20 protein-coding genes, 1 tRNA gene and 1 riboswitch are annotated in these 21,872 nt (G+C 62.8%); of the genes, 11 read left to right on the top strand and 10 right to left on the bottom strand.

Going from position 1 to position 21,872, the window contains the following annotated elements:
• Positions 1-45: 45 nt before the first annotated feature.
• Positions 46-921, top strand: a complete 876-nt coding sequence (locus ACIOU9_RS00575) for an aminodeoxychorismate lyase (RefSeq protein WP_105657010.1) — start codon at positions 46-48, stop codon at positions 919-921.
• Here ACIOU9_RS00575 and ACIOU9_RS00570 read toward each other — a convergent pair.
• Both ACIOU9_RS00570 and ACIOU9_RS00565 read right to left on the bottom strand, forming a co-directional pair.
• Positions 918-3,245 carry an ATP-binding cassette domain-containing protein gene (locus tag ACIOU9_RS00570; protein ID WP_332594641.1) on the bottom strand — a complete coding sequence of 776 codons (2,328 nt, stop codon included), beginning with the start codon at positions 3,243-3,245 and terminating at the stop codon, positions 918-920. The genes ACIOU9_RS00575 and ACIOU9_RS00570 overlap by 4 nt on opposite strands.
• Positions 3,242-3,850 carry an ECF transporter S component gene (locus tag ACIOU9_RS00565; protein ID WP_402695829.1) on the bottom strand — a complete coding sequence of 203 codons (609 nt, stop codon included), beginning with the start codon at positions 3,848-3,850 and terminating at the stop codon, positions 3,242-3,244. The genes ACIOU9_RS00570 and ACIOU9_RS00565 overlap by 4 nt, the downstream gene beginning before the upstream one ends.
• Positions 3,851-3,915: 65 nt before the next feature.
• Positions 3,916-4,037: riboswitch (TPP riboswitch) on the bottom strand.
• Positions 4,038-4,121: 84 nt separating this feature from the next.
• Here ACIOU9_RS00565 and ACIOU9_RS00560 point away from each other — a divergent pair.
• Positions 4,122-4,364 carry a DUF4235 domain-containing protein gene (locus ACIOU9_RS00560; protein ID WP_105657090.1) on the top strand — a complete coding sequence of 81 codons (243 nt, stop codon included), beginning with the start codon at positions 4,122-4,124 and terminating at the stop codon, positions 4,362-4,364.
• A gap of 56 nt (positions 4,365-4,420) precedes the next feature.
• Here ACIOU9_RS00560 and mnhG read toward each other — a convergent pair whose 3' ends face one another.
• From mnhG to ACIOU9_RS00530, 6 genes are read right to left on the bottom strand one after another with little or no spacing between them, the layout of a single operon-like run.
• Positions 4,421-4,825 (bottom strand): monovalent cation/H(+) antiporter subunit G, encoded by a 405-nt coding sequence (gene mnhG / locus ACIOU9_RS00555; RefSeq protein WP_105657013.1) that lies wholly within the window; start codon positions 4,823-4,825, stop codon positions 4,421-4,423.
• Positions 4,825-5,091, bottom strand: a complete 267-nt coding sequence (locus ACIOU9_RS00550) for a monovalent cation/H+ antiporter complex subunit F (protein ID WP_105657014.1) — start codon at positions 5,089-5,091, stop codon at positions 4,825-4,827. The genes mnhG and ACIOU9_RS00550 overlap by 1 nt, the downstream gene beginning before the upstream one ends.
• A gap of 1 nt (position 5,092) precedes the next feature.
• A complete protein-coding gene (locus tag ACIOU9_RS00545; RefSeq protein WP_105657015.1) occupies positions 5,093-5,722 on the bottom strand; it encodes a Na+/H+ antiporter subunit E in 630 nt (209 codons plus the stop codon).
• An 8-nt stretch (positions 5,723-5,730) separates the two neighbouring features.
• Positions 5,731-7,332 (bottom strand): Na+/H+ antiporter subunit D, encoded by a 1,602-nt coding sequence (locus ACIOU9_RS00540; protein WP_332727287.1) that lies wholly within the window; start codon positions 7,330-7,332, stop codon positions 5,731-5,733.
• On the bottom strand, positions 7,329-7,778 hold the full coding sequence (locus ACIOU9_RS00535) for a Na(+)/H(+) antiporter subunit C (RefSeq protein ID WP_402695827.1): 450 nt from the start codon (positions 7,776-7,778) through the stop codon (positions 7,329-7,331). The genes ACIOU9_RS00540 and ACIOU9_RS00535 overlap by 4 nt, the downstream gene beginning before the upstream one ends.
• The gene (locus ACIOU9_RS00530; RefSeq protein ID WP_402695825.1) at positions 7,775-10,744 is read right to left on the bottom strand and encodes a Na+/H+ antiporter subunit A; all 2,970 of its coding nucleotides are present in this window, start codon (positions 10,742-10,744) and stop codon (positions 7,775-7,777) included. The genes ACIOU9_RS00535 and ACIOU9_RS00530 overlap by 4 nt, the downstream gene beginning before the upstream one ends.
• Before the next feature lie 226 nt (positions 10,745-10,970).
• Here ACIOU9_RS00530 and ACIOU9_RS00525 point away from each other — a divergent pair, with 226 nt between their 5' ends.
• Entirely contained in the window at positions 10,971-12,293 is a 1,323-nt protein-coding gene (locus ACIOU9_RS00525) for an MFS transporter (protein ID WP_402695824.1), read from the top strand.
• A gap of 80 nt (positions 12,294-12,373) precedes the next feature.
• Here ACIOU9_RS00525 and dcd read toward each other — a convergent pair whose 3' ends face one another.
• Complete coding sequence (gene dcd / locus ACIOU9_RS00520; protein ID WP_013349886.1) at positions 12,374-12,955, bottom strand: dCTP deaminase; 582 nt, start codon at positions 12,953-12,955, stop codon at positions 12,374-12,376.
• A gap of 189 nt (positions 12,956-13,144) precedes the next feature.
• On the opposite strand from dcd, the gene ACIOU9_RS00515 reads away from it, so the two are divergent.
• Complete coding sequence (locus ACIOU9_RS00515; protein ID WP_332503908.1) at positions 13,145-14,005, top strand: M15 family metallopeptidase; 861 nt, start codon at positions 13,145-13,147, stop codon at positions 14,003-14,005.
• Between the two features lie 400 nt (positions 14,006-14,405).
• On the opposite strand, the gene ACIOU9_RS00510 is transcribed toward ACIOU9_RS00515, so the two are convergent.
• A complete protein-coding gene (locus ACIOU9_RS00510; protein WP_332485900.1) occupies positions 14,406-16,112 on the bottom strand; it encodes a fumarate hydratase in 1,707 nt (568 codons plus the stop codon).
• A 111-nt stretch (positions 16,113-16,223) separates the two neighbouring features.
• On the opposite strand from ACIOU9_RS00510, the gene ACIOU9_RS00505 reads away from it, so the two are divergent.
• The 7 genes from ACIOU9_RS00505 to ACIOU9_RS00475 all read left to right on the top strand — a co-directional run bounded on the left by ACIOU9_RS00505 (position 16,224) and on the right by ACIOU9_RS00475 (position 21,846).
• Positions 16,224-16,709: an SseB family protein gene (locus ACIOU9_RS00505; protein ID WP_105662527.1), complete on the top strand. Its 486-nt coding sequence runs from the start codon at positions 16,224-16,226 to the stop codon at positions 16,707-16,709.
• Positions 16,710-16,814: 105 nt separating this feature from the next.
• Positions 16,815-16,885 (top strand) — tRNA-Gly (locus ACIOU9_RS00500).
• Positions 16,886-16,954: 69 nt separating this feature from the next.
• Positions 16,955-17,884, top strand: a complete 930-nt coding sequence (locus ACIOU9_RS00495; RefSeq protein ID WP_133833550.1) for an AEC family transporter — start codon at positions 16,955-16,957, stop codon at positions 17,882-17,884.
• 87 nt (positions 17,885-17,971) lie between these two features.
• A complete protein-coding gene (locus ACIOU9_RS00490; protein ID WP_402695823.1) occupies positions 17,972-18,799 on the top strand; it encodes a transporter substrate-binding domain-containing protein in 828 nt (275 codons plus the stop codon).
• 73 nt (positions 18,800-18,872) lie between these two features.
• On the top strand, positions 18,873-19,538 hold the full coding sequence (locus ACIOU9_RS00485; protein ID WP_105657025.1) for an amino acid ABC transporter permease: 666 nt from the start codon (positions 18,873-18,875) through the stop codon (positions 19,536-19,538).
• A complete protein-coding gene (locus ACIOU9_RS00480; protein WP_332730603.1) occupies positions 19,525-20,292 on the top strand; it encodes an amino acid ABC transporter ATP-binding protein in 768 nt (255 codons plus the stop codon). Before ACIOU9_RS00485 ends, ACIOU9_RS00480 begins: the two co-directional genes overlap by 14 nt.
• An 18-nt stretch (positions 20,293-20,310) precedes the next feature.
• Entirely contained in the window at positions 20,311-21,846 is a 1,536-nt protein-coding gene (locus tag ACIOU9_RS00475; RefSeq protein WP_402695821.1) for a helicase HerA-like domain-containing protein, read from the top strand.
• Positions 21,847-21,872 lie beyond the last annotated feature (26 nt).

Raw genomic sequence — 21,872 nt, 5'->3', positions numbered from 1 at the left:
TGCAGAAATCGCGCAGAAGACGCTGGGGTTCGATAATCTGTCTTTATGAGCTCACTTGTATTCTTGGATCCGGCCTATCCGGCTGGTCGTCTTGCAGACATCACTGCACCGCAACTTCTGGTCACAGCACAGGGAGTCACGCGAGGTGATGGCATCTTTGAATCGATGCTCTACACCAACCAGGCCGTACGCAAATTCGAAGCGCACCTGGCACGCTTGGCGACCTCGGCTGAAGTTGCCGACTTGGCCATTCCCGATGCGCGCAGCTGGTTTGCCGCGGTAGATACCGCTGTGGCCGATTTCGATGCCACCGGCGGCGCTGAAGAAGCGGTGGTCAAGCTGGTCGCCGCGCGCGGCGAGCACGACAATGATCCTGCCATTTGCTGGGTCACCGTGACCCCTGCCCCGGCCTTGGGCAGGGAACAGCGTGAAACCGGTGTGGATGTCCTGATGCTGGATCGCGGCTACGACTCGAAGCTGGCCGAACGTGCGCCATGGCTCATGATGGGCGCCAAGACCCTTTCCTATTCGATCAACATGGCCGCCCTGCGCTACGCGCACAAGCACGGCGCCCATGATGTCATTTTCACCTCCGCCGACGGGATCATCCTGGAAGCTCCGACCTCGACCGTGCTGGTAGCCCAGCGCGATGGCGAGACCAAGCGGCTGCTGACCCCGATGCTTGAAACCGGCATCCTGCCAGGCACCACGCAAAGCGCCATTTTCGACGCCGCGGCCCAGGATGGCTGGGAGCTGGGCTACGGCCCGTTGCGCCCGGAAGACCTGTACCAGGCCGATGGCGTGTGGCTGGTTTCCTCCATCCGCCTGCTGACCCCGGTGCGCACCATCGATGCCAAGCCGTTGCGCCTGGACGCTGAGCTCCATGAAGAGCTCAGCGCCCTGAGCGAAGCAATCCGCTAGGACCACACCAAGTTGTAGGTCCCTGCCAGCACGGCCGCAGCCATTGCGGCCGTGCCAAACAGGATCCCCGTGGCCAGCACCATGCCATCACGCCAGGTGAAGGTGGCCGTGCGAATCCATGTACGCTTGGCCGTGCCAAACCCCTTGGCCTCCATCGTGGTGGCCAACCGTCCGGCGCGGCGAATCGCTTGCACCAGCAAGGCCAGCACCTGGCCGAGGGTTGCCTTGATGCGTTGGCCCACGGTGCCGAAGTTCCCGACACCGCGAGCGCGCCGGGCCAGCGTGAGCGTGGTGAATTCTTCCACCATCAACCCGAGTAGGCGCATGCCGGCCAAGGCCCCGAGCACAAACCGGTGGGGTACCTTCAGCTGCTGAGACAGCGCCCCGCCCAAATCGCTTGGATTCGTGGTGGCCAGCAGCAAGATGCACGGGATGGCCAGCGCGAAAGCGCGCAGTCCGGTGGCAATGCCCCCGGCCACCGATCCCTCGGTGATGCTGAAGGCGCCGAATTGGGCGTAGACCATGCCGCTATCCTGGCCCACCAAGGCGATGCCCCACGCCGCAAGGATTCCGGCAATCAGCAGTGGCCACGCGCGCTTGAGGAATTTCAGCGGGCTCAGCCCTGCCAGGGGGAAGAACACCACGGTCGCCACGATCACCACCAGCGCCGAAACCCAATCCAAGGTGGTGATCAACGGCAGTGTTGCCGCAGCCACCGCACCGAGCTTGGCCAGCGGATTGATCTTCGCCAACCAGCTATGCCCTACCGGCGCATCAAGCACCGGCCCCTGTCGCGGGGTACCAGCTTCCGGGGTGCCGGCAGTGAGCACCAGGTCCCTTGCTTTGAGCACCGAGGCAAAGTGATCGTCGTGGGTCACAGCAATGATCGCGGTGCCCTGCTGCAATTCCTCAACCAGCAGCCCGGCCAGTTCCCTCCACGTATTCGCATCCTGCCCGAAGGTCGGTTCGTCGAGGATCAGCACCTGGGGGGATGCGGCCAGAACAGTGGCCACGGACAAGCGCCGCTTCTCGCCCCCGGAGAGAGTGAACGGGTTCGCGTCTGCCAAATGCGCCAGGCCCAAGCGTTCCAGCAACGCGTCCACGCGCGCTTGGACCTGGGCCGGCTCGTATTTCGGCGCATCGGCGCTGCTGGCCTGCGCGCGGCTGGGAGCGAAAGCCAGCTCTTCCCGAACGCTCTGGGTCACGAATTGGTGTTCGGGTTCCTGGAACACCGAACCGATCCGCCCAATCAATGCACCGGCCTTCCAGGCAAACGGGGAGTTGCCCAGGCCGTCGGCCAGTTGCGCGGTGGCCGCCAACCCGCCGTCGGCCGGGACGAGCAATCCGCCCAAGGTCAAGGCCAGCGTCGACTTTCCAGCGCCATTCTCACCGCGAATCACCGTCGCGGTGCCCGCTTGCACATTCACGTCCACCGCTTGGGTGCGCGGTGCCGTGGCGGTGCGGGCGGATACCAGCTGCTGCGCTTCCAGCAGCGTGGCACCGGCACCGTTCGTTGCCCGAGCCACCTGCGGGAAGTAGCCTGGAATCCACAGCCCGGCAGCAGCCAGCTCCTCGCGCACCGTTTCATCGGTGTACAGCTGCTGCGGGTCCAGATCGTGCGCGACTCCCCCACCGGGCTGCAGCACGATAACCCGGTCCACATGCTGCGCCCAGGCTTCAATCCGGTGTTCCACGACGACCAGCGTGGCACCGGAAAGCCGGGCGGCGTTCAGCACCGCATCGCGCAAGAGCTCAATGCTCTGCGGGTCCACATTGGCAGTCGGTTCATCGAGCAGCATGACGCTGGGTTCCATGGCCAGAATGCCGGCCAAGGCCAACCGCTGTTTCTGTCCGCCGGAAAGTTGCTGGGTGCGGTGCTCGAAGGACAGCGCACCCAGACCCACAGCGTCCAGCACTTCGGGGATCCGCTGGCGGATCAGTTCGGGATCCATTCCGAGATTCTCGGCGCCAAAGGCCACGTCATCGGCGACCCTGCTTTGCACTACCTGGGTTTCCGGGTCTTGCTGCATCAAGCCCACCGGGTGGCTCCGGATGAAGGCATCGCTGCCATCTATGAGCAGCCGGCCAGCGACCTGATCGTCCTCATCCGCTTCCAGCAACCCGGCCATCGCGTGCAGCAAGGTTGACTTGCCGGCGCCCGATGGACCGACCAGCAGCACCTTCTCACCGGCGTGGATCACAAGGTCCAGTCCCGAGATGGCAGGATTCTTCCTCTCGGAGTGCTGCCAGCCGAACCCCGTTGCGGTGATGGCGGCACCGCGCTGGGTCAGCGAGGCTGCGCCGGAATTGGCAAAGGAACTCATTTTGCGCTTTCCAGGTGAGCACGCCGGCTCGGCAGGGCGCTCAATGCACCGGTCTTCGCCAGTCCACACGTGGCCAACCAGGACAGCAGCCCTGCGATGACTACGCCGGAAATGCCGGTGGCGATCACGTGGAAGATCTTCATTCCGGCGGTGTACTCAACATAGTAGGCCAGGATGTAGGCCTCGGAAATGCCGGCGAACAAGCCGGCGAACAAGCCTGCCAGCAGCGCCACGCCCAGGTTCCACTTGCGGTAGCGGAATGCTGCGAAGACCAGCTCTGCACCCAGGCCCTGGACCAGGCCGGAGATCAGTACGGTCAAGCCGTAGTGCGAGCCGAGCAGCGCTTCAACCACAGCGGCCAGCAGCTCGCAGTAGATTGCGGCGCCTGGCTTGCGGATGATCAGTGCGCCGAGCACCGCCGGGAAGAGCCACATGCCGGTGAGCAACGCGGTGGCTGGCGGGAAAGCCGCAAAGGCGAGCGAGAACAGGCCATAGCCGGCACTCCACGCCCAGAAAATGACCCCTGAAGCGACGGCGATCACCGAGGCGACGACGATATCAACTACACGCCAGCCGGTACGCTGCTTCGAAACTGTTTCGTTCATTGCTGGTCCTCCTGTGGAAAGGAGGGGAGATGGACGGAATGAGGGCATACTGCCGCGCCTATCCGCATCCGAGATGCTCGACTTCCTTCGCCGGTACTAGCCGGGGCAGGTTCGAGGGTCTGCGATCTATCGCACTCTCAGCGTCTTGCGACTTTTTTAAAAGTCTGACGCTCCCCTGTCGGAATAATTACTGCTCCCCCACCATACCGCAGGTATGCTGGGCAGAGGAACGATATGTCAAGAGCTTGATCGCGAGGAAAAAATGGATAAAGTGCAGAAACTTGCCACTACCGGTATCACCGTTGGCGCTGGCATGCTCGGCGGCAAGCTGGTTGATTTCCTTTGGTTGAAGGCAACCGGCAGCAAAGCACCACGCAAGGGCACTGAGGAAGCAGCGGAAGCTTCTTTCCGCCGTGCCTTGGGCTTCGCAGTCGTTTCGGCCCTGGTCGCAGCAATCCTGCAGACCGTGGCTGACCGCAGCGCCAACAAGGTTGTTGCCAAGTTCACCAAGTAAGCTTCGGCGTTGAGCCAAAAGCGGGAGCCGCCCAGAGGGGCGGCTCCCGCTTTTTCTCAATCTTGTTCGTCTGGCGATCCGGTCTTGGAAACCGGGGTGGTTCCGGTCGGCGGTGTTCCGTTGACCTTGTTGACCACGTGGCTCAGCTCATCGGAGAACAGGGTTTCCTTGGCAGCGTGCTTGGTCCGGTAGCCGGAACGGCCAATCATGTGGGCCGAAACCGGTGCGGTCAATAGCTGCATTCCCCAGGCCAGCACGAGTACCGGGACCACAGCCCAGCTGCGCAGGTAAATGGCCAGTCCAGCGAAAATCAGCAGGAAGCCGAGTACCTGCGGTTTGGTCGCTGCATGCATGCGGGTGAGCATGTCCGGGAAGGTCAGCAAGCCGATACCTGCGATCAATGACATCAGGCAGCCAAGGATCAGCAGGACGGCAACGAGGACATCGAGGAAGATTTCCATTAGGCGTTCCTCTGATCCGAAACGAAGCGCGAGACGGTCACCGAACCGATGAACCCGAGCATGCAGGCGGCCACGACGAACAGCAAGTAGTCGGTGTGCTTGTGCAGCACCATTTCCAGGCACAGCGCGGCGGAGATGATCAGCAGCATCACGTCCAGGGCCAGCACCCGGTCAAGGATTGACGGCCCCTTGGCAACACGGACCAGGCAGGCGACAGCACCGAGCCCGAGCATGATGCCGCAGATCCAAATGACGATATCCAGCATGTTACCCCTTCCTCGCATCAAAGTTCGGTCCGCATTCGCTCTTGATCGCTTCGTACTCGTCTCGGCTGCCAATAGCCATGATCAGCCGGCGTTCGATGTCCCGGATGCCGGCACGCGCCTTCTCCACGTCCGCAGGCGACTCGATGTCGATGTAGTGCAGGTACAGCGTCGACGAGCTGCGGTCCACGTCGATCACGAAGGAGCCCGGGATCAGCGTGAGCACGTGTCCCACGGTCATCACGATCAGGTCCGAGTCGGTGCGCAGCGGGACCGCAATGACCGCGCTGCGGGTGCGCTTCCCGCGGACCAGCGCCAGCCAGGCCACATGGACGCTGGCGGCGAAGACCTGTCCGAGGAACCAGATGAACAGCTTCAGGCAGTACCAGGCATTGATCCGGCCCGAAAGGACCACCGGCGGCAGCGGGAACAGGTTCACGATCAGCAGCGCGATGATCACGCCGAAGACCATGTTCCCCAGGGAGAAGTCCTGCCAGAGAGCACCCCAGACAAAGAGCAGCAGCAGAAGCAGCGGCCATTCCTGCTTGAGTGTCGCGCGGTGGCGCACACCGGAGGTATCCAGCGCATCGTCAATGCGCTGGTCACGCGGTTCAAAGTTCTTGTTCGGCATCATCCCTCCAATCAGAATGGCAAGATCGAGCTGATATACGGTTCGCGGGCGATCAGTTCCGCAGCCACCCGCTGGCAGAATTCGAAGATCGGCCCGGCAAAGACGGTCAGGGCGATGCCCGCAAGCACCAGCGAACCGGTGGCGTAGCGCATGCCCCACGGCAAGGAGTCGGCTTCCAGCTGCTTGGCCAGTTTCAACCCCAAGCGGGGGTTCTGCGCGCCGCCGGCCAACGTCTCGTCGGCGACCTGCGTCGCTTCGGCCACCAGGTCCTGGTTGGGCACCTCGGCATCAGCGGCACGGCGCCAGAACACACGGGCCCACACGCGGATGATCGCCATCAAGGTCAGCAGGCTGGTCAGCAATCCGGCGCCGATCACGACCCAGGTCAGCGGATCGGCATCCTGCGCGGCCGCATGCAATAGCCCGAATTTGCCCAGGAATCCGGAGAACGGCGGGATGCCGCCCAGATTGATGGCCGGGATGAAGAAGAGCAGGGCCAATGCCGGGGAGAGCTTGGCCAGCGAGCCGAGCCGGGTGACATTCGAGCTACCGGCACGGCGTTCGATCAGTCCCGCCACCATGAACAGCGAAGTCTGCACGATGATGTGGTGGCCCACGTAGTAGATGGTCGCGGCGATGGCCAGCGGCCCGCCCACGGCCACGCCGAAGATCAGGTAGCCGATGTGGCTGGTGAGCGTGAAGGAAAGCATGCGCTTGAAGTCCGTCTGCGCCAGCGCACCGAGGATACCGATGACCATGGTCAGCGCGGCCACCACCAGCAGTCCGGCGTTGACCGAGCCGCCCGGGAAGAGCAGGGTTTCGGTGCGGACGATCGCGTAGACGCCCACCTTGGTCAGCAACCCGGCGAACACGGCGGTCACCGGGGCCGGTGCGGTCGGGTAGGAGTCCGGCAGCCACAGGGACAGCGGGAAGACCGCGGCCTTGATGCCGAAAGCGATCAGCAGCAGCACATGCAAGATCAGCTGCGGGCCCTGGCCCAGCTCGGGCAGCTTCACCGCAAGGTCAGCCATGTTCACCGTGCCGGTGGCCGCATAGGTCATCGCGATGGCCATCAGGAAGATCACCGAGGAAACCACGGAAACCACCACATAGGTGGTACCGGCGCGGATGCGCTCGGCGGTACCGCCCAAGGTCAGCAGCACGTAGCTGGCGGTGAGCAGGATTTCGAATCCGACGTACAAGTTGAAAAGGTCAGCGGCCAGGAAGGCGTTGGACACTCCGGCCAGCAGGATCAGGTACGCCGGGTGGAATATCGACACCGGTCCGGGCTCGTCCCCGTCGGCCAGGCCCTGGCTGGTGGCGAAGAGCAGCACAGCCAGCGAGACGACGGTGGAGACCAGCAGCATGAAGGCGCTGAACCCGTCGACCATCAGGGCGATGCCGAAGGGCGACTCCCAGCCGCCAATATGGATGGCATAGCTTTCCCCGCCCCATACGGCGGCGAGCATTCCCGCTTCGAGCACCAGGGTCAGGCACAGGATGCCGATGGTGATCAGGCGCTGCAGGCGGACCTGGCGGCGGGCCAGGAAGGCTGCCCCGGCGCCGAAGATCGGCAGCACCACGGCCAAAGGGGCTAGATCCAGGAAATTCACTCTTCCCCCTCGCGCACTGGGCGTCCTTCTTCATCGACGAATTCGGTCGTATCCTCGGCCACTGGCGAGTCTTCTTCCTCGTCGTAGGCGGTCTTCTGGGACACCTTGATATCTTCGGTGTCATCGGTGAGCTCATCAGCGCTGGTCAGGGTCCAGGACCGGTAGATCATCGCCAGCAGGAAGGCGGTCACCGCGAAGGTGATCACAATGGCGGTGAGGATCAGGGCCTGCGGCAGCGGGTCCGAGTACGAGTCGGCCGCCGCATCCGGCTTGAACAACGGCGCCGCGCCCTTGCGCCCGCCGCTGGTGAGGATCAGCAGGTTGAGGCCGTTGCCCAGCAGCATGATGCCCAGCAGCACCCGGGTCAGGGTGCGTTCGAGCACCAGGTAGAAGCCGGCCGCCAGCAGCACGCCGGTGACTACGAGGAAAGTGATGTTCACGCTCATCGGCCAACTCCAGTCCGGGAGGCCTGGATCTCGTCGTGGCGCTCCACCGGGCTGCGGCCCTCGGAGAGCGAATCAATCTCACTGCCCAAAGAACGCAGCACGTCCTGCACGAGGCCAAGGACCACCAGATACACTCCAATGTCGAAAATCGTTGAGGAAACGAACTTGTGCTCGCCGAAGAACCAGAATTCCAGGGCGTAGGTGGTGAAGATGCCATCACCCAGCAGCAGCGGCACGATGCCCGCCAATCCGGCTAGCGCTATGCCGCCGCCGATCAGCATGCCCGGAGCGATGCGCATCGACTCGGAAAGTTCCACGCGGCCGCCGGCCAGGTAGCGGATGGTCAGCGCCAAGCCGGCGATCAGCCCGCCAGCGAAGCCGCCGCCCGGGGTATTGTGCCCGGTCAGCAGCGTGTACACCGACATGATCAGCACCGTGTGGAAAATCAGCCGGGTGACCACTTCAAAGATGATCGAGCGGCGCTCGGCGACCAGGGTGCTGCCAGCCATCAACCAGTCCTGGTTGGAGCTGGAGGCAAAGCGGCGGGCAATGCGCAGCTCGGTTTCCTTGGAGTCCTTGCTGCCCATGGCTTCGGAACCCGCGTCGATGCTGCCCGGTGCCACGTGGTGGGCCCGCACCCGGTTGCCGAAGCTGCGCCCGGCGAAGATCAGCGAAGCCACACCGGTGGCAGCCGCTGCCAGCACGGTGATCTCGCCGAAGGTATCCCACACGCGCAGGTCCACCAGGGCCACGTTGACGATGTTCTTGCCGTAGCCCTCGTAGTAGGCCAGATCCGGCCAAGCCAGGGAAATGCGGGCCTCGTTGCGGGCGGCCATCATCGCGATGGCAATGTAGACGACCATCACGGCCAAGGCGATCGACAGGATGGCCCGGCCCCACTTGATCCGGGTCAGGCCCACCCACAGTCGCTTGGGCAGGGCGCGCAAGGCGAGCACGAAGGAAACCAGCACGATGGTTTCCACCAGCAGCTGGGTCAGCGCCAGGTCCGGGGCGCCTTGCAGGGCGAAGATCGCGACCATGCCGTAGCCGGTCACCGAAACCATCAGCACCGCCATGAAACGCTTCGGCGCGGTAATGGAGACCACCGCACCGGCGATGATCACCGCACCGATCAGCAGCTGGGCCGGGTGGTCGGCGATGATCCAGTTCGTTGGCCACGGGGTGTAGACGGTCAGCGCGATGGCCAGCGGAATCACCAGCACCACGACCAGGATGACGCCCAGGTAGAAGGAGAGCGAACCACGCTGGGTGCGACCGGTGATCCAGATGGCCACCTTGTCCAGCACGTTCACCGACATGCGGTAGATTTCCTCGGCCGAGGTGACCATGCGGCGCAGCGGTGCCCCGGTGTCGGTGCGGTGACGCAGCCAGAAGAAGCACAGGCCCAGGCCCACCGATATGGCGCTCAGCCCCAGTGCCGCGTTGAAGCCGGCAAATGGCAGCAGGTGCATTTTGCCCGGTCCGCCCTGCGCGGCCGACCAGTGGATGGCCAGCGGCTCCACCAGCTGCGGGTACAGGCCCAGGAACAGCGTCGCCGCCGAAAGAACCAGCAAGGGCGCCAGGAAGATCAGTGTCGGGGCCTTGCACTGCAATGCAGGCAACTTCTTTTTCTTCACGCCGAAAGCCCCGAAGAAGAAGCGCAGCGAGTAGGCCATGGTCAGCGCCGCACCCATCAGGATGCCGATGAGCGCGGCCATTCCCCACCCGGTTTCCAGGTGCAGGGCCGATTCGTAGACCGCTTCCTTGGCAACGAAGCCGAACAGCAGCGGCACGCCGGCCATGGACGCCGCGGCGATGCCGGTGGTCGTGGCCAGTATCGGCATGGCACGGCGCAAGCCGCTGAGCTTGCGGATATCGCGGGTACCGGTGTTGTGGTCGATGATGCCCACGCTCAGGAACAGCGTCGCCTTGAACAGGCCGTGGGCCAGCGTCATGGCCAGTGCGGCAAAAGCCGCTTCGGGGGTGCCGAAGCCGAAGACCGCGATGATGAAGCCCAGCTGCGAGACCGTGCCGAAGGCCAGGATCAGCTTCAGGTCGTATTGCTTGAGCGCCCGGTAGCCGCCGATGAGCATGGTGAGAATACCGATGCCTACGGTCATGGGGACCCACAGGGTGGTCTCGGCGAAGCCCGGGGCCAGGCGGGCGATCAGGTAGACGCCGGCCTTGACCATGGCTGCCGCGTGCAGGTACGCGGACACCGGAGTCGGAGCGGCCATCGCACCGGGCAGCCAGAAGTGGAAAGGCACCAGGGCCGATTTGGAGATCGCCCCGACAATAATCAGCGCCACCGCAACATCGGTGAAGGCCCCAAAGGCCACCAGTTCATCGGCCGATGCCATGATCTCCGAGAGCTGGTAGCTGCCGGCCGCCGCGCCGAGCATCAAGATGCCGGCGAGCATCACCAGTCCGCCAAGGGTCGTGATGATCAGGGCGTTCATGGCTGAACGGCGCGCGGTGATCAGGGCCTGGCTGAAACCGATGAGCAGGTAGGAAAGCACGCTGGTGATTTCCCAGAAGATGAACATGATGATGATGTCATCGGCCGTGACCAAGCCGGTCATGGCTCCGGCGAAAGCGACCATCTTCGCCGCGAAGCTGCCGATCTGCGGATCATCATTCTTGAAATAGCGGGCGCAATAGAACAGCACCAGCGCGCCCACGCCGAGGATCAGCAGCAAGATTGTCGCGGCCAAAGAATCCATGCGGAAATTCAGGGCGATATTCAGCCCGGGAATCCATTCCATTTGAACCGATGGCGGCGCATTTGGCGCACCATTGGCCAGGGAATTATCGGCAGAAAGCACCGCCGGCATGCGGGTCAGCAACCAGATGAATCCCACTGCGGGCACGGCCGCCACAACGTAAAAACCGTTTCGTTTCAAGGCCCGGAATATTAATGGGCATAAAACAGCGGTGGCAAACAGCGCAGTGAGAATTATTAGCACGCTTTTCCTCTGTCGGCTGGTGGTGGGCAGAGTATCCAGAGCACTTCGAAAAGCGCCTGCATCTGTAATTTTATCAGCCGTGGCCTGCCTGCAATCGCACGAATGTGCGCTTTAAGGAATATTCCCTGCGTTTTCCGCGACCAGCTGATTTTCCAAGCTAGCCGCTATTCTCCAAAAGGTCGTTCCTATTCATCGCCTGATTACCTGTTGCAGGTACGATGCCAGCATGGGAATCAATCAGGTCGAACCGTCGGCGATTCGTGAAAAGTGGCTTAATAAGTACACCTGGGCGTGGGCCAGCTGGGATTGGGGACAAGCCGCGATCAACGCTGTCATGATCACTTTCGTGTTCACCGTCTATCTCACCAGCGAGCTATTCGGCGACACCGACCATGCGTCGCTGGTCCTCTCGCAGGCACTGGCCATCGGCGGACTGGCCATCGCCCTGCTGGTGCCCGTCACCGGGCTTCGCGCCGATGTTGCCGGGCGGCGCAAGCTGTGGATCGTGGTCAACACCCTGGTTCTCGTCGCCATCTGCGCGGCCTGCTTCTTCGTCTACCCCGACCCTTCCTACCTCTGGTTCGGCGCGATCCTCGTCGCGGCCATGTCGGTCTTCGGCGAATTCGCCGGCGTGAACTACAACGCGGTGCTGAACCAGATTTCCACCAAGGCAACGGTCGGCAAGGTCTCCGGTTTCGGCTGGGGCATGGGCTACGTCGGCGGAATCCTCGCCCTCGCCCTGGTGCTCTTCCTGTTCGTGCAGCCAATCGTGGACTGGCCAGGTGCCAGCACCGAAGAATCGTTGAACTTGCGCTGGGTGGCAGTGTTCTCTGCCGTTTGGTGCTTGCTCTTCGCGCTGCCGCTGTTCTTCGTGATCCCCGAAGCGCCACCGAGCACCTCGAAGAAAATCCCGCTGATGCTTACCTACAAGGTGCTGTTCAACAACATCAGGGAACTGTGGCGCAGCGACCGCAACCTGCTCTTCTTCCTCTGCTCCTCCGCCGTCTTCCGCGACGGGCTAGCCGCCATCTTCACCTTCGGCGGCGTCATTGCCGCGGGCACCTTCGGTTTCGAATTGACCGAAGTGATCATCTTCGCGATCGTCGGCAACGTCGTTGCGGCCCTTGGCGCGGTGCTTGGCGGCCGCATCGATGACTTGGCAGGCCCGAAGGCGGTCATTGTCGGTTCGCTGATCGGCCTGCTGGTTGCCGGCGCCGGAGTCTTCTTCTCCCCCGAAGCCGCGGGCTTCTGGATCTTCGGCCTGCTGCTGTGCTTGTTCGTCGGACCGGCACAGGCAGCTTCCCGCTCCTACCTCTCGCGCTTGATTCCCGAAGGACGCGAAGGAGAGCTCTTCGGGTTGTACGCGACCACCGGTCGCGCCGTGTCCTTCCTGGCACCGGCGTTGTTTGCCGGAGCCATCGCCATCGCTACCCCGCTGGTGGCATCCGGCCAAGCCCAGCGTTACGGCATCCTGGGCATCCTGGTGGTCTTGGCGCTCGGCCTGCTCCTGCTCCTGCCAATCCGGTCGCCCAAGAAGGTCACCGCGTAGCTTCCAGCCGCAAACGGCGCTGGCCCCCAACAAATGTTGGGGGCCAGCGCCGTTTGCGGGATCCTGAGCGGTACTGCCGCTTAGTTCTCGATGATGGTCCGGTGGAAGTTCAGGTGGCTGCGCGAAGCCGTGGGGCCACGCTGGCCCTGGTAGCGGTTGCCGTAGGGTCCCGAACCGTATGGATGCTCGGTGTCCGACGTCAGCTTGAAGAAGCACAGCTGGCCGATCTTCGATCCCGGCCACAGCTTAATGGGCAAAGTAGCCATGTTGGACAGTTCCAAGGTCACGTGGCCGGAGAACCCTGGATCAATGAACCCTGCGGTGGAGTGGGTCAGCAGGCCAAGGCGGCCCAAGGAGCTCTTGCCTTCCAGCCGCGCGGCCACGCCGTGGCCCAAGGTCACCACTTCGTAGGTCGAGCCGAGCACGAATTCGCCCGGGTGCAGGATGAATGGCTCATCGGGGTCGACCTCGACCAGGCGCGTCAGTTCATCTTGCTCCACCGAAGGATCGATGTGCGCATACTTGTGGTTATCGAAAAGCCGGAAGAACCGGTCAAGTCGAACATCCACGGATGCGGGCTGGACCATCTGCGGGTCAAAGGGCTCTAGCCCAATCTCACCGGACGCTATTTCTCGACGAATGTCACCATCTGAATACAACACGCGTATAAATTTATCCTGACTTTCCCCGGCAGCCGAACTATTAGGCCAATTATGTACAGTGAGTCGAGATCACTGGCCGCATCCTGTTCACCAGCTGGTCGCAGATTTCCCACCAATTACCCAGCGTTTCCAGCTATCGTTAAGCTGGGATTTCCCATCATCGCTCCGCAACGCAAGGGTTTATTCAACATGCGCCTAGCCTCCGCGCTGACTGGCACCGTACTCGCATCGGCATTGCTGCTCTCCGGCACCGCCGCACTCGCTGCGCCGGCCGAGGATCTGCCTGCCGTCGAGAGCTCGCAGCTGTCGAAGGCATCGAGCCCCTTGGCCTTGATCAACCCCACCACGAAGCTTTCGCCGGAGGACTACGTTCCCGGCAAGCTAGTTGGTGTTGCCGGCAGCTCGATGACCCTGCGTCCCGAGGCGGCAGAGGCCATTGAAGCGTTCATTGCTGATGCGCGCGCTGCCGGCCATTCGATCAAGCTGCTGAGCGCATACCGTTCATACCAGCGCCAGGCGGTCTTGTTCAACCAGTACCAAGCCAAGTACGGCACCGCTTATGCCGAACGGATTTCTGCGCGCCCCGGAACCAGCGAGCACCAGCTCGGTTTGGCGGCAGACCTGGGCTACACCGATAGCCGCGCCGAATTGAAAGCAGAATTCGGCCAGACCCCGGCTGGCCTGTGGATTGCCGAGCACGCGGCAGAATACGGCCTGATCATCCGCTACCCCCAGGGCAAGGAAGAGATCACCGGCTACAAGTACGAGCCGTGGCATGTGCGCTATGTCGGCGTCGAGCATGCCGAAGCGATGCTTGCTTCCGGAGCGGAAACGTTCGAAGAGTACCACCAGATGCTGGCCGCCTCGATAGCGGATGCCGAGCAAAGCGAAGCAAAGGCAGCTATCGAGAAAGAACCCGCGAAAGCCAAAGACGAAGAGCCGCACGAAAAATCCAAGAAGGCCGGCGAAGATGTTGTCGTGGACGAGGACTTGATGGTCCTGCGTTTCCTTCCGCCGTACCGCGACTGGGGCTTCGGCTTCACCCAGTAGCCCGGTCTGGAACAGGCCGCTGCCAGGTCCACCAGAACCGCCGGAACCACGAAAATTGCCGCTGCGAGTCGCCATTTCGCGGCTCTGCCCGCAATCCGCTGGGCGTTGGGCAGTGCCCGAATCATGGTGCAGTGGAGCATCCAGTACTAGCGTCCAATATTATCTAGTGCCCGGGACGCGAAGCAGCAAGTTCACACGAAGTAGCCTCGTCAGCACCCTGCCCCTCTGCGGGAGCATCCTGGAATCTGCCCTCCGCACCGGCATGCAATCCCGGGAACGGTTTTCCAGGTTGCGTGCCGCCGGACGGCATGAAAATGCTCCCCAAAAGTTGCTGGCTTCTACAGTCCAACTTTTGGGGAGCAGTTCATGGCAGGTGGTTCCTGCCCAGAGCGCTGGAGAATTACTTCGCGCGCACCGGAATGCCGGTGAAGGTCGGCTTCAAGGTCTCGGCGAAGAAGTCCTCGCCCTTGTCATCGACAACGATGAAGGCCGGGAAGTCCTCGACCTCGATCTTCCAGATCGCTTCCATGCCCAGTTCCTCGTATTCGAGCACCTCGACCTTCTTGATGCAATCCTGGGCCAGACGTGCCGCCGGGCCGCCGATGGAGCCCAGGTAGAAGCCGCCGTGGGTGTTGCATGCGTCGGTGACCTGCTTGGAGCGGTTGCCCTTGGCCAGCATGACCATCGAGCCGCCGGCAGCCTGGAACTGGTCCACGTAGGAGTCCATGCGGCCTGCGGTGGTTGGGCCGAAGGAACCCGAAGGCATGCCTTCTGGGGTCTTGGCAGGACCTGCGTAGTAGACCGGGTGGTCCTTGAGGTACTGCGGCATTTCCTCGCCAGCATCCAGGCGTTCCTTGACCTTGGCGTGTGCGATATCGCGGGCCACAACCAATGGACCGGACAGCGACAAGCGCGTCTTGACCGGGAACTTGGTCAGCTCGGCCAGGATTTCGCTCATCGGCTTGTTCAGGTCGATCTTGACCACCGAAGAGCCACCGGTGCCGGTGACGCCATCGGTCTCGTCGTCGTGCGCGGCCAGGGCCGGGTGGTCCTCCGCCGGCATGAAGCGGGCTGGATCGGTTTCCAGCTGCTCGACGAACAGTCCCTCTTCGGTGACCTTGGCCAGCATCTGGCGGTCAGCCGAGCAGGATACTGCGATGGCCACCGGCAGCGAGGCGCCGTGGCGAGGCAGGCGCACCACGCGCACATCGTGGCAGAAGTACTTGCCGCCGAACTGCGCGCCAATGCCGAAGTGGCGGGTCAGCTCAAGGACCTTGTCTTCCAGCTCGGTGTCGCGGAAGCCGCGGCCGGTCATCGCGCCTTCGGTCGGCAGCGAATCCAGGTACTTGGCCGAACCGTACTTCGCGGTCTTCAACGCCATCTCGGCCGAGGTGCCGCCGATGACGATGGACAGGTGGTACGGAGGGCACGCGGCGGTGCCCAGCGAACGCAGCTTCTCATCGAGGAACTTCAGCATCGAGTTCTCGTTGAGGATCGCCTTGGTCTCCTGGTACAGGAAGGACTTGTTGGCCGATCCGCCGCCCTTGGCCATGAACAGGAACTTGTAGCTGGTGTCAGCGCCGTCCTTGGTGTTCGCGTAGAGGTCGATCTGCGCCGGGAGGTTGTTGCCGGTGGCCTTCTCTTCCCAGGTGGTGATCGGAGCCAGCTGCGAGTAGCGCAGGTTCAGGCGGGTGTAGGCGTTGTAGATGCCGCGCGAGAGCGAGATCTCGTCCTGCTCTTCGGTCAGCACGCGCTGGCCGCGCTTGCCCATGACGATCGCGGTACCGGTGTCCTGGCACATCGGCAGGATGCCGCCGGCGGCGATGTTGGCGTTCTTCAGCAGGTCCAGGGCGACGAACTTGTCGTTCGGGCTGGCATCCTCGTCGTCGAGGATATTGCGCAGCTGCTGCAGGTGGGCCGGGCGAAGGTAGTGCGAGATGTCGTGCAGCGCGGTCTCGGCCAGCTGCTCCAGTGCCTGCGGCGCGACCTTCAGGAAGTTCTTTCCATCCGGGCCGGCGACAACTTCGACACCTTCGGAGGAAATCTTGCGGTACGGGGTGGTATCTTCGCCAATTGGCAGAAGATCCTCGTAACGGAATTCAGGCATGCTCAGTCCTTGATTCAATCGTGTGTGCTCATCTGCCATTTTAGGCCTTTACCCCGAATTAACCGCATTCGGCGTTTGCACCTGGGGGTTTATCGCGACATGCTGTAGTACATGAGCAACGAGAACACCTCCGCCGCCGCTGAAGGCCAAGAACCAGACCAGGTCCCGGATGCGATCATCGAAACGCCAATGGACAAGCAGCGGGCACAGCCCAAGACGCATTTCGAAATGATGCTGCAGGCCGGGCTCAACAAACCTGAGCTGTCCGGCTCGGTCATCGGCGCTTTCATGAGCGCCGAGGTGTATTTCCTCTCCCGTGAAGAGGTCACCGGCGAGAACAAGAATGCCCAGCCGATGATGCTGACCAACCCTTCCGGCGAGGCCGTGGTAGCGGTCTTCACCACCTTGGAGCGCATCCCTTCCTCGTACATCGACATGGCGCCCTACGGCGTGAAGGTCCAGGGCGCCACCGTGGTGCGCGCCTTGGAGAACACCGGCTTCGTAGTGAACCCCGGCGACGAGCTCAGCTTCGAGGTCCCGGCCGATGGGGTGGCGATCCTGCGCGAGCAGCTGCTCAACGAGAAGCCCTCCGAATAGGCATTGCGTAACTTTGGCCACGATTTTCCGTGCCGTTTTCCGGTGCGCGGGATTCGTGGGATATGCTTTTGATGCCCGGGCCGTCAATAGGCCGCTCGGTGCACTGCGGGCGTAGCTCAATGGTAGAGCGCTAGCTTCCCAAGCTCGATACGCGGGTTCGATTCCCGTCGCCCGCTCAAGCGAACGCCGGGGCACCAATGGTGCTCCGGCGTTGTTGGTCTTCTGATAGCCAGCGAAGGAGCACGATGACCGGAGTCCTCGAAGGCTTCTCCATCATTTGGGTTGTCATTCTCGTCGGCTACTTGGTGGGCCGCACCGGGGTGCTGGGCGAGCAAGGCCGCCATGTGCTCAGCCGGGTCACCTTCTTCGTGGCCAGCCCCGCCCTGCTGTTCACCACCTTGGCCGAGTCCGATCCGGTTTCCGTGCTCGGGCCGCTGCTCTGGGTTGCCGCCCTGTCCGCGGCGCTGACCGCGGTGCTCTACTACCTGGCGACGGCCCGGATGCTCAAGCGCCCGGCCTCGGAAAGCATCATCGCGGCAATGTCCGCCTCCACGGTGAACTCCGCCAACTTGGGCCTGCCCATCGCGTTGTACGTGCTCGGCGACATGTCCTACGCGGCACCGATCATCCTCTTCCAGTTGGCCCTCTACCAGCCGATCAATCTGGCGATGCTGGATGCCACCACCTCGCGGCACCGCACCACCCCGATCGCTTTGCTGCTGGCCACCGCGAAGAACCCGATGATCATCGGGTCGCTGCTCGGCTTGGCCGTCGCGCTGACCGGCATCGAATTGCCCTCCATCGTGCTCGAACCGATCGACCTGATCGCCGGCGCCTCGATCCCCGCCATGCTCATGGCTTTCGGCATCTCCCTGGTGGGTTCCAAGCCGCTGGAAAAGAAGTCGGGCCGCCGCGCCGATGTGCTGATCGCCGCCGGGGCCAAGCTGCTGCTCCACCCGTTCCTGGCCTGGGCACTGGCCTACTGGGTATTCAATCTGCGTGGCGAGCTGCTGGTGGCGTCGGTCATCATGGCCGGCCTGCCAACTGCGCAGAACATTTTCGTGACGGCCATGCGCTATGACCACGGGGTGGTAATCGCGAAGGACACGGTCCTGGTCACCACCATCTGCGCGATCCCGCTGATGATGCTGCTGGCGATCGTCCTCGGAATTTAGCGTAACTTCCACCTGCAGGAATAAGCGATCATCACTAGAGTGTTCAGTAGGACAACAGCTTTTATCCACTCCCCTAGCGAGGTCACCATGAAGCGCACTGCACCACTGCTGGCTACTGCCGCAATTATCGCCCTGTCACTGAGCGCCTGCGGCTCGGCAGGCCCATCGACCTCCGCAAGCGAATCCGGTGGCGCCAAGCCCTCGCCGGACACCGGAGCAACCTTGAAGAAGGTCCAGGATTCGGGCGTGCTGACCGTGGGCACCGAAGGCACCTACCGCCCGTTCTCCTACCACGAGGGCAACGAGCTGACCGGCTACGACGTCGAGGTCATCGAAGCCGTCGGCGAGAAGATGGGCGTCGAGGTCAAGTTCAAGGAAACCCAGTGGGACGCGATCTTCGCCGGACTGGATGCCGGGCGTTTTGATGCCATCGCCAACCAGGTCTCGATCAACCCGGAACGCGAAGAGAAGTACCTGTTCACCGAGCCTTACACCGTCTCCACCGGCGTGGTGGTGACCAAGAGCGATAACAGCGAGATCACCTCTTTCGAGACGTTGGAAGGCAAGACCACCGCGCAGTCGCTGACCAGCAACTTCTACGAGACCGCCAAGGCCGCCGGCGCGAACGTCGAGCCGGTGGAAGGCTGGGCCCAGTCGATCACCCTGCTCAAGCAGGGCCGTGTCGATGCCACCGTGAACGACAAGCTGACGTTCCTGGATGCGCAGAAGACCAACCCGGATGACAGCATCAAGATCGCTGCCGAATCCGAGGAGAAGAGCGAATCCGCTGTAGCCCTGCGCAAGGATTCCACTGAACTGGCCCAGGCCATTGACACCGCGCTCGAGGAGCTGCGCGCCGAGGGGGAACTGGCAAAGATCTCCGAGAAGTACTTCGGCGAAGACGTCAGCAAGTAGCAAACACTATAAGTAGACTGGCTCCACACGTAAGAACGCGTGGAGCCAGTCTCATTTGCGCAAAAGGTAGCCCATGGATTCGAAATGGCAGTTATTCCTCGACTCGCTCGGGCCGTTAGCCCTCGGGGCGATCACGGCAACCATTCCGCTGGCCCTGATCAGCATGGCCTTGGGCCTGGTCATCGCCTTGCTGATGGCGCTGATGCGGATCAGCAAGAACCGGGTCATCTCCTCGATTGCCCGGATCTACATCTCCATCATTCGCGGCACGCCGCTGCTGGTGCAGCTGTTCGTCATCTTCTACGGCATGCCTTCGGTGGGCCTGACCATCGACCCGTGGCCTAGTGCCATCATCGCCTTCAGCCTGAACATCGGCGGTTACGCCGCTGAAATCATTCGTGCCGCGATCCTCTCGGTCCCCCAGGGCCAATGGGAAGCCGGCTACACCCTGGGCATGTCGCGCACGCGCACCCTGTACCGGCTGATCTTGCCGCAGGCCACCCGGGTGGCTGTGCCGCCGCTGTCGAACTCCTTCATTTCCCTGGTCAAGGACACCTCGCTGGCCTCCACCATCCTGGTCACCGAAATGTTCCGCAAGGCCCAGGAAATCACGGCCTCCACCTACGAGTTCCTGCTGCTCTATTGCGAGGCCGCAGCCATCTACTGGGTCATCTGCCTGGTGCTCTCGGCTCTGCAAAACTCTGTTGAAGGAAGGCTTGAAAAGTATGTCGCCAAGTAATTCCGCCCTGCTCTCCGTCACCGCCCTGCATAAGGCCTTCGGCGAGAACCAGGTGCTCCAGGGCATCGACTTCACCGTGCATTCCGGTGAAGTGCTGGCACTGATTGGCCCGTCGGGCTCTGGCAAGACCACTGCCCTGCGTTGCCTGAACGGCCTGGAAATCGCCGATGCCGGCACCGTCGGATTCGCCGGCGGGCCGGAAGTTTCCTTCAGCGCCGGGATGAAACCCAAGGCCGCACAGATCCTGCGCAAGCGTTCGGCGATGGTGTTCCAGGGACATCACCTGTTCCCCCATCTGACGGTGCTGCAGAACGTGAGCATCGGGCCGATCGAGGTGCAAAAGCGTCCCAAGGACCAGGTCCTGGCGCAGGCGAAGAAGCTGCTGGCCCGCGTGGGCCTTGAAGCCAAGGCCGACGCCTACCCGAACTCCCTGTCCGGCGGCCAGCAGCAGCGCGTGGGCATTGTCCGCGCGCTGATGCAGCAGCCGGATCTGCTGCTCTTCGACGAACCCACCAGCGCACTGGATCCGGAGCTGGTCGGCGAGGTGCTCACGGTCATCAAGGAATTGGCCCAGGAGGGCTGGTCCATGGTGCTGGTGACCCACGAGCTGGCCTTCGCCCGGAATGTGGCCGACACCGTGGTGTTCATGGATGGCGGGGTGGTCGTGGAGACCGGTCCGGCGGCCCAGGTGCTCGGCACGCCTGCCAACCCCCGCACCCAAACTTTCGTCCAGCGTCTGTTGCACCCGTTCTAAAAGCAATAGAGTGAAGCCATGACCCAGGAAACGAATACTTTGCTGACCAGCCTCGTTGAAGGCTACAACTTCGAATCCGATTGCTTGGAGCTCGGGGCTGCACTGATCAGCGGCAAGGCCGAGCCAACCGCGCAGGTCCGCCTGCCGTTGAAAATGCTCAACCGCCACGGCCTGATCGCTGGTGCCACCGGCACCGGCAAGACCGTCACCTTGCAGACCATGGCAGAACAGCTCTCTGTGGCCGGGGTTCCGGTTTTCCTCGCCGATGTCAAAGGCGATCTGAGCGGCCTGGCGCAGCCTGCCGAACCGTCGGAGAAGCTCAGTGCCCGACTGGCCGAGCTCGGCCACGAATTCGTTGCGCGCACCAACCCGGTCGAGTTCCTCAGCCTGGGTGGCAATGGGCAGGGCGTCCCGGTACGCGCCAGCGTGGACGCCTTCGGCCCGATTTTGCTGGCCCGTGTCCTGGAACTGAACGAAACCCAGGAAGAATGCCTGCAGCTGATCTTCCATTACGCCGATTCCAATAAGCTGCCGCTGGATGACCTCAGCGACCTGAAAGCTGTGATCAGCTTCCTGCTCAGCGACGACGGAGCCCCGGCGCTGGCCGCCCTGGGCGGCGTCTCCTCATCCACCGCATCGGTGATCCTGCGCGGCATCACGATCATGCAGACCCAGGGACTGGACCAGTTCTTCGGGCAGCCGGAGTTCGATACCGCGGACTTCTTGCAGGTGCGCGACGGCGCGGGCGTCATCAACATCCTGGAACTGCCCTCGGTCAGCTCCCAGCCAATGCTTTTCTCCACGTTCCTCATGTGGCTCCTGGCCGACATGTTCGAGGACCTGCCAGAAGCCGGGGACCTGGAGAAGCCCAAGCTGGTGTTCTTCCTCGACGAGGCCCACCTGCTCTTCAAGGATGCGACCAAGGCGTTCACCGATGCGATCATCAACACCGTGCGCCTGATCCGCTCCAAGGGCGTGGGCCTGTTCTTCATCACCCAGTCCCCGACCGACCTGCCCGATGAGGTGCTCGGCCAGCTGGGTAACCGCATCCAGCATGCGGTGCGCGTGTTCACCGCCAAGGACCAGAGCGCGCTCAAGCAGATCATCAAGACCTTCCCAACCGGTGAGCTGGACCTGCAGGAAGCACTGACCCAGGCTGGTGTCGGCGAGGCTGTGGTCACCGTGCTGGGCGAGAAAGGTGCACCGACCCCGGTAGCGTGGACCAAGATGTCCTCGCCGGGGTCCAACATCGGCCCGGCCTCACCTGAGGTGATGGCCCAGGTCCGTGGCACTTCGACGCTGGCTGCGCAGTACAGCGCCGCAGTGGATCGTGATTCTGCCCGCGAAATGCTCGAGGCCAAAACCCGGGCCGCGGCGCCGGCGCCAGCGACTGCTCCCGAGCCGGCGAAGGAGCCACGACGGGAAAGCGCCCCACGCCAGAGCCAACCGCGCCAAGAAGAGAACCCGATGATGGACATGGCCATGGGCGCCGCCAAGGTGCTTGGCCGCGAGCTGATCCGCGGCTTCTTCGGCAACCGCAAGCGCCGCCGTTAGTAATACCTGGCTCTTCCAGCACGCCG

Source organism: Glutamicibacter sp. NPDC087583 (assembly GCF_044743685.1).
In the GTDB taxonomy this organism is placed as follows: domain Bacteria; phylum Actinomycetota; class Actinomycetes; order Actinomycetales; family Micrococcaceae; genus Glutamicibacter.
Note: the sequence above shows the minus strand (reverse complement) of the source record. Positions and strands in the feature narration are given on the sequence as shown.

What these genes read in the sequence shown, in the direction of transcription:
- ACIOU9_RS00575 (WP_105657010.1), top strand. Translation starts at nt 46, where the DNA reads ATGAGCTCACTTGTATTCTTGGATCCGGCCTATCCGGCTGGTCGTCTT.
- ACIOU9_RS00570 (WP_332594641.1), bottom strand. Translation starts at nt 3,245, where the DNA reads ATGAGTTCCTTTGCCAATTCCGGCGCAGCCTCGCTGACCCAGCGCGGT.
- ACIOU9_RS00565 (WP_402695829.1), bottom strand. Translation starts at nt 3,850, where the DNA reads ATGAACGAAACAGTTTCGAAGCAGCGTACCGGCTGGCGTGTAGTTGAT.
- mnhG (WP_105657013.1), bottom strand. Translation starts at nt 4,825, where the DNA reads ATGGAAATCTTCCTCGATGTCCTCGTTGCCGTCCTGCTGATCCTTGGC.
- ACIOU9_RS00550 (WP_105657014.1), bottom strand. Translation starts at nt 5,091, where the DNA reads ATGCTGGATATCGTCATTTGGATCTGCGGCATCATGCTCGGGCTCGGT.
- ACIOU9_RS00545 (WP_105657015.1), bottom strand. Translation starts at nt 5,722, where the DNA reads ATGATGCCGAACAAGAACTTTGAACCGCGTGACCAGCGCATTGACGAT.
- ACIOU9_RS00535 (WP_402695827.1), bottom strand. Translation starts at nt 7,778, where the DNA reads ATGAGCGTGAACATCACTTTCCTCGTAGTCACCGGCGTGCTGCTGGCG.
- ACIOU9_RS00525 (WP_402695824.1), top strand. Translation starts at nt 10,971, where the DNA reads ATGGGAATCAATCAGGTCGAACCGTCGGCGATTCGTGAAAAGTGGCTT.
- ACIOU9_RS00515 (WP_332503908.1), top strand. Translation starts at nt 13,145, where the DNA reads ATGCGCCTAGCCTCCGCGCTGACTGGCACCGTACTCGCATCGGCATTG.
- ACIOU9_RS00510 (WP_332485900.1), bottom strand. Translation starts at nt 16,112, where the DNA reads ATGCCTGAATTCCGTTACGAGGATCTTCTGCCAATTGGCGAAGATACC.
- ACIOU9_RS00505 (WP_105662527.1), top strand. Translation starts at nt 16,224, where the DNA reads ATGAGCAACGAGAACACCTCCGCCGCCGCTGAAGGCCAAGAACCAGAC.
- ACIOU9_RS00495 (WP_133833550.1), top strand. Translation starts at nt 16,955, where the DNA reads ATGACCGGAGTCCTCGAAGGCTTCTCCATCATTTGGGTTGTCATTCTC.
- ACIOU9_RS00490 (WP_402695823.1), top strand. Translation starts at nt 17,972, where the DNA reads ATGAAGCGCACTGCACCACTGCTGGCTACTGCCGCAATTATCGCCCTG.
- ACIOU9_RS00485 (WP_105657025.1), top strand. Translation starts at nt 18,873, where the DNA reads ATGGATTCGAAATGGCAGTTATTCCTCGACTCGCTCGGGCCGTTAGCC.
- ACIOU9_RS00480 (WP_332730603.1), top strand. Translation starts at nt 19,525, where the DNA reads ATGTCGCCAAGTAATTCCGCCCTGCTCTCCGTCACCGCCCTGCATAAG.
- ACIOU9_RS00475 (WP_402695821.1), top strand. Translation starts at nt 20,311, where the DNA reads ATGACCCAGGAAACGAATACTTTGCTGACCAGCCTCGTTGAAGGCTAC.